The sequence below is a fragment of the Lapidilactobacillus mulanensis genome (assembly GCF_003946215.1).
Classification (GTDB): Bacteria; Bacillota; Bacilli; order Lactobacillales; family Lactobacillaceae; genus Lapidilactobacillus; species Lapidilactobacillus mulanensis.
On sequence record NZ_RHOW01000025.1, the window covers coordinates 24,562 to 33,799 of the forward strand.

The following is a 9,238-nucleotide window of genomic DNA, read 5'->3' on the forward strand; positions in this document are numbered from 1 at the left end:
ATTCATTTTTTCATATCCATTTGAACTTCATTTTCAAACAGTCATCAATATTTCTTTCTACATGCTACCACGAAATTTTGCAACGCACAGCGGAAGTCAGGATACATTTTCGCTACGCTTCAGATAAAAGATTAAAATTTGCAAATAAAAAGCAGTGTTAACAATCAACGTCAACACAGCTCTAGAATCAATTTTAAATTAAATTGCGTGGAAATCTAAATTCAAACTCTTTGCTACTGCTCGGTCGGTCACTTGACCTTCATAAATATTCAAGCCACTTGCGATCGTTTTATTTTTATCAACCGCCGCTAACACGCCTGCGTTTGCGATCTCTGCCGCATAATTGATCGTCACACTCGTCAGTGCGTCTGTGGCCGTCTTCGGCACTGCGCCAGGTACATTGGCCACGGCATAGTGCACAACACCATGGCGAATATAAATCGGATCGTCGAACGTTGTCGCATGATCCGTTGTTTCAAAAATTCCACCTTGATCGATCGGAATATCGACCAAAACAGAACCCGGTTCCATCGACGCGACCATTTCCTCCGACACCAGAATTGGGGCTTTGGCGCCTGGAATCAGAACGGCACCAATGACCAGGTCTGCAGAGCGAACTGAAGTCGCAATGTTGGCGGAATTTGAATACAGCGTTTGAACATTGCCGTCAAACTGATTATCGATATTGGCAAGCACACGCGCATTAATATCTAACAGCGTCACTTGCGCACCTAACCCGAGCGCGGTTTTCGCGGCATTAAAACCAACCACGCCACCGCCGATCACCGTCACGCGACTTTTACGAACGCCAGGAACACCACTGAGTAGAATTCCCTTTCCACCGTATTGTTGCTGCAAAAATTGCGCACCGATCAAAACAGCCATCCGTCCGGCAACTTCACTCATCGGATTCAGCGCCGGCAAACTCCCATCGGCCGCCTGCATCGTCTCGTAGCCAATGGCCGTCACTTTTTCAGCTAACAGTTTCTCGGCTAATTGCCGATTGGCCGCTAAATGTAAATACGTATATAAAATTAAACCCGGCCAAAAATAATGATACTCTTCTGGCAATGGTTCTTTCACTTTCATGACCATGTCACTCTGCCAAATTTCAGCGGGCGAACTGATCACCGCACCAGCCTTTTCGTAGGCCTCGTCTAAATAAGCCGCACTTTTCCCGGCGTCAGCTTCAACCAACACGCGATGATGATTCTTAACTAAAATACTCACACCAGCTGGCGTAATACCAACTCGGTTTTCATGATTTTTAATTTCCTTGGGTACACCAATTTGCATAGACATACGCCTCCTATACTAAATACTACCACAATGTGACCATTTTTATTATCATAATGCTATTTTTTGATCAATTGCATTTAAAACATCATTTGGATTTAATAGTTTGATTAATTCCCGATTTACATGATAAAACTGATTTTATGAATAAAAAATAACCGTTAGCCACAATTTAGCTCGGTTATTTTGAATTTTAATTCACTTTTTAATTTTACAACTACGCTTGCGTTATATATTTCTCGAGGGCAAACGCGATTCCATCCTCATCGTTGCTGCGAGTCTCAAAATCGGCATGCTTTTTTGCCAGCTCTGAACCATTCGCCATTACAACGGCGGTTCCGGCGTAGTCAAACATCGTGATATCATTCTGCTCATCACCGATCGCCATAATTTCAGAGGCTTCAAGATTTAGCACGGCTGCTAATCTTGCTAGAGCTTTCCCTTTATTCACATCTCGATGCATGACTTCCAAGAAGCGAGCGGCGGCGCGCACAACATAATTAGTTTTACCAAACATCTGTTGCACTCGCGTTTCGTTCTGATCTAATTCCACCGCCGTACCGCCGAAAACCGCCTTGATCAAAGTCACATCAGCTGGTAATTCCGCGGGTTTACGAATGAAAACACCGGCCTCATTTTCCCGAGCTTGTATCACTGTGATCGGGTCAACTTCCAGATTGCTCGTATAAATGCGACTCTGACTATCCAACACGTTGTAACTCAAATGATATTTCTGCGAATAATCGTCGATGGCCTGATAAGTCTCGCGCGAGATGCCAGATTGCGCCAACACTTGTCCGCTCACGGACTCAATGACACTACCGTTAAAAGTGATCACATATTGCTGATCACCCTCAATTCCCAACTCGTCCAAAAACGGCTTGACCCCCGCCAGCGGGCGACCAGAACACAAAACGACTTTCACGCCAGCTGCTAGTGCCTGCTGGATGCTGGTTTTCGTTGACGCTAATAGCTGATGGTTTGAATTCAATAGCGTGTCATCAATATCGATTGCGACTAATTTGATTGACATTTATGAGACCCTCCAGTTAGAACGTTTTTAAAAATACCATGTGCAAAATTGGCTTCATTTAATTCAAATCGTCTTCCAGTGCTTCGATTTCTGGACTGATGTAGACATAATATTGTTGCTGTTCAACCGCATCAATTTCTTTGAACGTCAATTTTTCCAAAAAATATGGTTGTTCTGAATGCCCTAAACTCTTGGGCAAGGCAACTTCTTCCTTTGCAGCCTGATCAAAAACCTTTTCTAACGTGAAATTGAGCGGCAGTTGTGGTAAAAATTCCGGTCTGGTTGCCGCCATCATGAACGCCGAACCTGCTGGCAAATCGAAAGCATGCCATTTCGCGGGTACTTCAAAATCAGCTGGCACCGCAACACCTGTCCAATATTGATAACTTTCTGGTGCATAAACGACGAGACCGACACGATTCGTTTCACCGACCGTCTCCAATAATTGTTGGTCAACCTGCGCCGCTTTTTCACTATCCTGAAAATCTTGCCACGTGCTATAGAAACTACCATTCACATCGATCGTATTTGCCAGCGCGACCTGCCCAATAATTTTCATCGCTGGAACTTTTACAACACTCATCTTGCCATCTCCTATTTTGCATTTGAACTGTTGCCAGTTTGATAATCAATTACATAATTCGTTTGGATGTTGAAAATATAGACATTAAAACTAATTTTATCATCTTCAACCGATTGTGCCATCATTTGAATTCCCCGAGCGACTAATTCATCACCGCGAAAAATCGGTCGCACTTGATAGCGCACGTGATGCGTCGTCTGCTTCAAATATTGTGCAACTGTATTTTCATAGTAAGTCATCCCCGGATCGTTCAAAGAACGCGTGCCAGTCATTAAATTTTTGGCATTATTATTCTGACCAGTCAATTGGTAGCCAATCAAATGACAACGATTGTACAAATAATCGGAGTGCCCATTGATTGTTATTTTGCGATTTTGCCAGCCAGTCGGCTCAATATATAGACGCTCGCGATCCGCCGTCGGCATAATATCGCGTCCCAACATCGCATCGGCAACACCAACCCGATTCAATGAATCAAGATCAGAATAACGATCCCAACTGCCACGCGAGAAACTCAGATCACTCGCTGAAAAAGTCGGCTTGTTATTATTGACGGCAATAATTTGTTGCTGGTCGAAAGTGAGCTCGGCCAATTTACTCTGACTACTATTCGCATCGGTTTGTGTCTGTCCATCAGCTGTCGGCGCTTCTTGGGCAACTTGGCTACTAGTGAGTGCACTCGAATTCGTACTGCTGCTATTTGAATTTTGTGTTTGATAATTGCTGGGGTCGCGCGCTAATAATCCGATTGCTGCCGCGATGATCACAATTAATACGGCAGGCAAACTCAGTTGTTTTTTACGACTTCGCCGTCTTTTGGCCATGAAGATTTACCTCTTTTATGATTTTATTGATAAAAAATTTATATGCGTCTGAAAAAATTGTCTACCTTCGGCAGAAGTTGCTCCAGAAAATGGACTGACTTGCTGTGGGGGATAGCCCTCAGCCAATTAAAAAACAAATTGTCTTCGAGCACGATTTGAGCTCCTGAAAACAGGATCTCAAATACGCCCCCTGCTGTAAATTCGCAAAATCGGCTCATTAACACCAGTGTCACTGCAATCAGTCCATTTTCTTCCGCAACTTCTGCCTAAACCTATTTCGGTTAGGCTAGGATCTGAACAACGCCGTCCATATATTCAAATAAATCACTTCATTTTGTCGAAGCCACATAATTTGCCATCGATTGGCATGAAAAAAGCCCGCCGTAGCGAGCTGAAACTATATAACGTCCCAAAATTTAAGCACGACGATGCGATAATTCTTGATAGCGACGATACCAAATATCGATGTATGACTGCGAAAATGGTCCCTTCTCATTGTTGATCCAATCCACGAGAACTTTAACATTCTCTTTCAAAATATGATCGATCTCAGGAGAATAGTGCCATTGCGCACCATGTGATTTATATTCATCGACATCTAGCAAGCGTTTCTCCCCGTTTGGAAAAACCTTGATATCTAAATCGTAATCGATATACTTTAAAGCTTCGCGATCCAATGTATAAGGTGTCGCCAAGTTGCAATAATAAGAGACCCCACTATCGCGGATCATCGCTATGACATTAAACCAATAATGCTTGTGGAAAAAAACAATTGCCGGTTCGCGCGTGACCCAACGTCTGCCGTCGTCTTCAGTGACCAAGGTATGGTCGTTGCAGCCGATTAACGAATTCTCACTCGTTTTGAGGACCATCGTTTCTTTCCAAGTTCGATGCAAACTACCGTCATGCTTATAGCTTTGGATAGCAATATAGTCCCCTTCTTTGGGAACTTGCATCAATTATCTAACCCACTTTCATGATGCTGATCTATTCCTGACCATTATAACAAAAGTGGGTGTTAAAAAAAAGTAAACTGTTACATTCGAATGATGCCTAATTGTCGGTTTGAGATTTAAAAAACGTAATTTTAGCTACGATGATATCTACCTTCGGCAGAAGTTGCTCCAGAAAATAGTGGGAGGTTGCTGTGGGGACGGCTCCAAGCTTTTGGAAAATCGCCAAAAGTTTTCCGCCTAAAATGTGAGCTCCGGAAAACCGCCGGATCTCACATTTTCCCATTTTGTAAATTCGCAAAACCCGCTCATTAACAAAATTACCACTGCAATCCCACTATTTTCTTCCGCAACTTCTGCCTAAACGTATTTTGTTTAAGTGAAGGATTTGAATAACAGGGTTCCTCAAGCATGATGTACATTGTTGCCTTTACTTTAAATAGTTCTTCAATAAAGTCTGAGCGATAATCTCGTCCGCCTTTCGTCTTCTGCAAAAGATAGGTGCGGTACAAACTAGTCGCACTGGACTAGACGTTGACTTGAAGTAACCACTATAAAACTGCCGAGATGAGTCAGAACGCGGAAGAAAAAGTTGCGACTCGCAGTGAAATTGTTCTTGCGGGACCAAATTATTTATTAAATAGTTTCGGATAAGTTGATCATTAATTCAGTTTCGCACCAAACCCAAGTCCCGCTAGAACAAGGGTGATCTTTAAGACTTTGCCGGTTTTGCAAAGGCTTAAAGTCATCCCCACAGCGAGGCACAACTATTTTCTGGAGCGTTCTGACGGAACCGAACAAAATTCTACCTCACGCAAAATAAGCCTTCAAAGTTTGCATCCGTTCAAAGCCCTATTCCTGATGATCCTCCAACCAACGATTGATTGCATCAAATGCAAAGCCTTTTCGTGCCAATGCTTGCTTAAATTTCTGCACCTGTTTCGGATCAGTCAGTGGTTGATATCGCCGAATCGCCTTTTCTGCCGCATTCGCCAGTGCCTCGGACTCATCATCCTCGTCCACTCCCAAATCTAACTCTTGCCAGATCATCGTGATCTCATCACCAGTAAACCCTTTTTGTTGCAATGCTTGCCGGACTTTTTGCTGACGCACACGTTGGGCAAATTTGTGCTGACGTTTCCATACTTGTTGCGCGAGTTTCGTTCCATTTTCTAACACGGTTTCTGAATCATATAATACCAGTGCATCCTCGATCTCGTCGGGAGCAATGCCTTTTTGGCGCAACTCGTTACGAATAACATTGCGTCCCTTCAAATGGAGAATCATACTCGTGCGCACGTACGCCTTCGCATATTCCGCATCGTCTAAATAATTCTGCAGCTCCAAGCGCTCGATGATTTCGTCAGCAACATCCGAACTGACTTCATGCTCACGCAAATAAGTTCTCATTTCTTTGATTGTTCGCAATTGATAGCTCAAATAATTGAGTGCCAATTGGTTCGCTTGCGAATTGGCATCCGCCGCCAACAGCGCTTGTTTTAACTTATCGTCGACTTCGAGATCTTTTTGTAAAGCAAATTGCATCAAGACATCTTCGCTAACTGGAAAAGCGTATTTGCCATCCAGAAAAATATTGTAGCGGCCCGGGCGTTTCTGCGCGCTAATTTTCGTAATTTTTGCCACCATTATCCACCTCCAACATCGCAATTGGCGTGCAAATCATTTATACTTAAGACAATTCTACCATGAGAATTCAGAAAATGAGGTTATTTAATGACAGAATCTAACTCTGTCGTTGTCGAAGTTGGACAACGATTTCCACTAACAGCTAAAAAAATTGGTATCAATGGCGAAGGTATCGGTTATTTCCAACACAAGGTGACATTTGTGCCCGGTTTATTACCAGACGAAGTCGCCGTCGTTGAGGCCACTCAAGTCACGGATCGTTATATTCGCGGTAAAATCCACCAATTACGCCATCGCTCTGCTCAACGCGCCACTGACGCTCCCGCAATTGCTGGCGAAGTTGGCGGGCTCGAATTGGCTCATCTCAAATATCCACAACAGGTTTTCTACAAGAATGACTTGATCAAGCAAGCCTTAGAACGATATAAACCACGTGGCTATCAACATTATGAATTCTTGCCTGCGATCGGTGCAGACAATCCGTGGCATTATCGGAATAAAGCACAATTCCCGATCGGAAAAGACGCCGATGGTAAATTAATTAGTGGTCTCTATCAACCAAATACGCAAAACTTGGTCGATTTACCCGAAATGCCCACACAAAGTGAATTAACTTTAAGTGTCGTACGTCGGTTGTTGCCGATTTTAACTGAATTGGACATGCCGGTTTACGATGCAACTGCCAATTCTGGCATTATCAAAGCGGTTGCCGTGCGCGAATCCAAGCTTCATCACCAAGTCCAATTAACTTTTATCACCAATTCTAAAAAGATGCCGCACAAACAAGCCCTACTCGTTTCAATTGCCGAAAAAATTCCTGAAGTCACGGGCATTTTCCAAAATCTGAATCAAACAAAACGAGGTTTATTCTGGGGCGATGAAACTTGGCAGTTGGCCGGTGAAAATTATCTCGAGGAACAAGTCGGTAAATTACGCTTCTTACTTTCACCACGGGCGTTTTTCCAATTAGATCTTGCCCAAACCGAAAAGCTCTATCAAGTTGTTGCTGATTTCCTCGCTCCTAAACCTAGTGACACTTTGCTCGATGCCTACGCTGGTGTCGGCACGATTGGCTTGACGCTCGCGGGCAAAGTTAAATCTGTGACCGGCATCGAAGAAATTCCCGAATCTGTTGCCGATGCGAAACAAAACGCGGTTCATAATCGCATCACCAACGCGACTTACCACTTAGGCAAAGTCGAAACAGAATTACCTAAACTTCAAGCCGACGGTCAAACCTTCTCGGCGATGATCGTCGATCCACCACGTGTTGGCCTCGCACCGAAATTAATGGACACAATTTTAGAAGCACGGCCAAAAACGTTGATCTATATTTCCTGTAACGAATCGACATTGGCACAAAATCTGGTCAAATTAACCCGATCTTATCGCGTTGAAAAAATACAAATGATCGACATGTTCCCACAAACAGCACGCGTGGAAGCGGTCGTGAAATTAGTCCTGTCCGATAAATAGAAAGGAGAAATTAAGATGGATACATTTTTAACACGTCCAGAAATTAAAAAGCGCGCCAAAGCAACCATGAAAGGAAACTTCGGCACGGCTTTCGCATTGAATTGGTTACCAATGCTCGGTATGTTCTTACTGATGGTCATTTTATGGATCGCCGTTTTCGTTGCGATCTGGGCCTACGGTACTTCAGCGAGTTTTCGGCAAACAGTCGATCAAGCGGTCAAAGAAGCCAAAACGACGGCTAGCGTTAGTAACGGCACCGCTTCTGGTGGTGGTAACTACTTTTCTTCATATGGTAGTGGCCTGATCGGAGTCCTCATAGGTTCTGGTATTTCTTTCGCCTCACTTGAATGGCTCCGATTACCAAAAGATGACGTCTTACAACACCCCTTCAAGAAAGCCTTTCAAGGATTCACTTTCAAGTATTTGTTAGGCATTATTGTGTTGTACTTACTCACATCGATTGCCCAAATGATTGGTTTGGTTTTGTTAGTTATTCCTGGAATTCTAGTGAGTTACGCTTTAAGAATTATTTACCTGCTCTATTATGACCAGGGCAAGAATCTAGGTTACTTCCAACTGATGAAATTAAGCTGGCAGCTCATGCGCGGTCACAAATTCGACTTATTTATTTTCGAATTGAGTTTCTTCTTCTGGTACGTAGGCATCCTCTTTACAGGTGGTCTGCTGGGACTTTACTTCTATCCATACCACAACCTTGCATTCGCTGCTTTTTACGATAATATTTATTCGCACAGCGATTTAGTCGCACATGATGCGCATCAAACCAGTAACGAAAATGATTTTCCTGAATATTAAATTTAAATTTGGAAGGAAGTTTTCTGATGCATTTCTATTTTGCTAACGGCTTATTTTCTCAGGCCGATTTCAACTATAACGCCCAATTGGTGGCCAAGATCCGCGCACTATCGTCAAAAATCGATCTTTATTTACCACAAGAAAATGCGACAATCAACGATAAGCAGGCTTATGCAGATTCGAAGATGATCGCAACTGCCGACACCGAAGAAGTCTTGAAGAGTGATCTGATGATTGCCATTTTAGATGGCCCCGTGATCGACACGGGTGTGGCTAGCGAAATCGGCGTGGCTTATGCCAAGAACATCCCTATCTTCGGTCTATACACCGATTCACGTCAACAAGGTTTTACGAATCAGAAAAAATTAGCAGCCTTAGCAGAAGTCGCAGAAAATCAATTCCACTATCTCAACCTTTACACGACTGGGCTGATCAAGCTTAATGGCGACATTTATAATAATGAACCCGACTTGTTAGCCGCAATCACAAAATTTGTTGCTTCAAATTAATTTCAACCTAAAAAGGATGTTCACTTTTAAAAGTGAAGGCTATACTCCTACTTAAGTAGACAAGCAAATAATCAAAGCTTGTACACTTAGGAAGGAGTTTT

Annotated in this window: 9 protein-coding genes; 3 read left to right on the top strand and 6 right to left on the bottom strand. The window is 43.2% G+C overall.

The window, feature by feature from the left end:
• Positions 1–198: 198 nt before the first annotated feature.
• The 6 genes from ald to recX form a co-directional block, all read right to left on the bottom strand.
• On the bottom strand, positions 199–1,296 hold the full coding sequence (gene ald / locus EKM67_RS07170; RefSeq protein ID WP_125578353.1) for an alanine dehydrogenase: 1,098 nt from the start codon (positions 1,294–1,296) through the stop codon (positions 199–201).
• A gap of 217 nt (positions 1,297–1,513) precedes the next feature.
• Positions 1,514–2,329: a Cof-type HAD-IIB family hydrolase gene (locus EKM67_RS07175; protein WP_125578354.1), complete on the bottom strand. Its 816-nt coding sequence runs from the start codon at positions 2,327–2,329 to the stop codon at positions 1,514–1,516.
• A 58-nt stretch (positions 2,330–2,387) separates the two neighbouring features.
• Positions 2,388–2,912 carry a hypothetical protein gene (locus EKM67_RS07180; RefSeq protein ID WP_125578355.1) on the bottom strand — a complete coding sequence of 175 codons (525 nt, stop codon included), beginning with the start codon at positions 2,910–2,912 and terminating at the stop codon, positions 2,388–2,390.
• Positions 2,913–2,923: 11 nt separating this feature from the next.
• On the bottom strand, positions 2,924–3,736 hold the full coding sequence (locus tag EKM67_RS07185; RefSeq protein ID WP_125578356.1) for a DNA/RNA non-specific endonuclease: 813 nt from the start codon (positions 3,734–3,736) through the stop codon (positions 2,924–2,926).
• Between the two features lie 416 nt (positions 3,737–4,152).
• Positions 4,153–4,692 carry a nucleoside tri-diphosphate phosphatase gene (gene ntdP / locus EKM67_RS07190; RefSeq protein WP_125578357.1) on the bottom strand — a complete coding sequence of 180 codons (540 nt, stop codon included), beginning with the start codon at positions 4,690–4,692 and terminating at the stop codon, positions 4,153–4,155.
• A gap of 849 nt (positions 4,693–5,541) precedes the next feature.
• On the bottom strand, positions 5,542–6,336 hold the full coding sequence (gene recX / locus EKM67_RS07195) for a recombination regulator RecX (RefSeq protein ID WP_125578358.1): 795 nt from the start codon (positions 6,334–6,336) through the stop codon (positions 5,542–5,544).
• Positions 6,337–6,423: 87 nt separating this feature from the next.
• On the opposite strand from recX, the gene rlmD reads away from it, so the two are divergent.
• The 3 genes from rlmD to EKM67_RS07210 are packed head-to-tail and all read left to right on the top strand — an operon-like array spanning position 6,424 to position 9,137.
• Positions 6,424–7,812 (top strand): 23S rRNA (uracil(1939)-C(5))-methyltransferase RlmD, encoded by a 1,389-nt coding sequence (rlmD, locus tag EKM67_RS07200; RefSeq protein WP_125578359.1) that lies wholly within the window; start codon positions 6,424–6,426, stop codon positions 7,810–7,812.
• Positions 7,813–7,827: 15 nt separating this feature from the next.
• Positions 7,828–8,628, top strand: a complete 801-nt coding sequence (locus EKM67_RS07205; RefSeq protein WP_125578360.1) for a DUF975 family protein — start codon at positions 7,828–7,830, stop codon at positions 8,626–8,628.
• 26 nt (positions 8,629–8,654) lie between these two features.
• Positions 8,655–9,137, top strand: a complete 483-nt coding sequence (locus tag EKM67_RS07210) for a nucleoside 2-deoxyribosyltransferase (protein WP_125578361.1) — start codon at positions 8,655–8,657, stop codon at positions 9,135–9,137.
• The last annotated feature ends 101 nt before the right edge of the window (positions 9,138–9,238 follow it).

Excerpts from the sequence above, each read along its gene's own strand:
- EKM67_RS07210 (WP_125578361.1), top strand. The coding sequence starts at position 8,655 with ATGCATTTCTATTTTGCTAACGGCTTATTTTCTCAGGCCGATTTCAAC.
- rlmD (WP_125578359.1), top strand. The coding sequence starts at position 6,424 with ATGACAGAATCTAACTCTGTCGTTGTCGAAGTTGGACAACGATTTCCA.
- EKM67_RS07175 (WP_125578354.1), bottom strand. The coding sequence starts at position 2,329 with ATGTCAATCAAATTAGTCGCAATCGATATTGATGACACGCTATTGAAT.
- ntdP (WP_125578357.1), bottom strand. The coding sequence starts at position 4,692 with ATGCAAGTTCCCAAAGAAGGGGACTATATTGCTATCCAAAGCTATAAG.
- EKM67_RS07180 (WP_125578355.1), bottom strand. The coding sequence starts at position 2,912 with ATGAGTGTTGTAAAAGTTCCAGCGATGAAAATTATTGGGCAGGTCGCG.
- ald (WP_125578353.1), bottom strand. The coding sequence starts at position 1,296 with ATGCAAATTGGTGTACCCAAGGAAATTAAAAATCATGAAAACCGAGTT.
- EKM67_RS07205 (WP_125578360.1), top strand. The coding sequence starts at position 7,828 with ATGGATACATTTTTAACACGTCCAGAAATTAAAAAGCGCGCCAAAGCA.
- EKM67_RS07185 (WP_125578356.1), bottom strand. The coding sequence starts at position 3,736 with ATGGCCAAAAGACGGCGAAGTCGTAAAAAACAACTGAGTTTGCCTGCC.
- recX (WP_125578358.1), bottom strand. The coding sequence starts at position 6,336 with ATGGTGGCAAAAATTACGAAAATTAGCGCGCAGAAACGCCCGGGCCGC.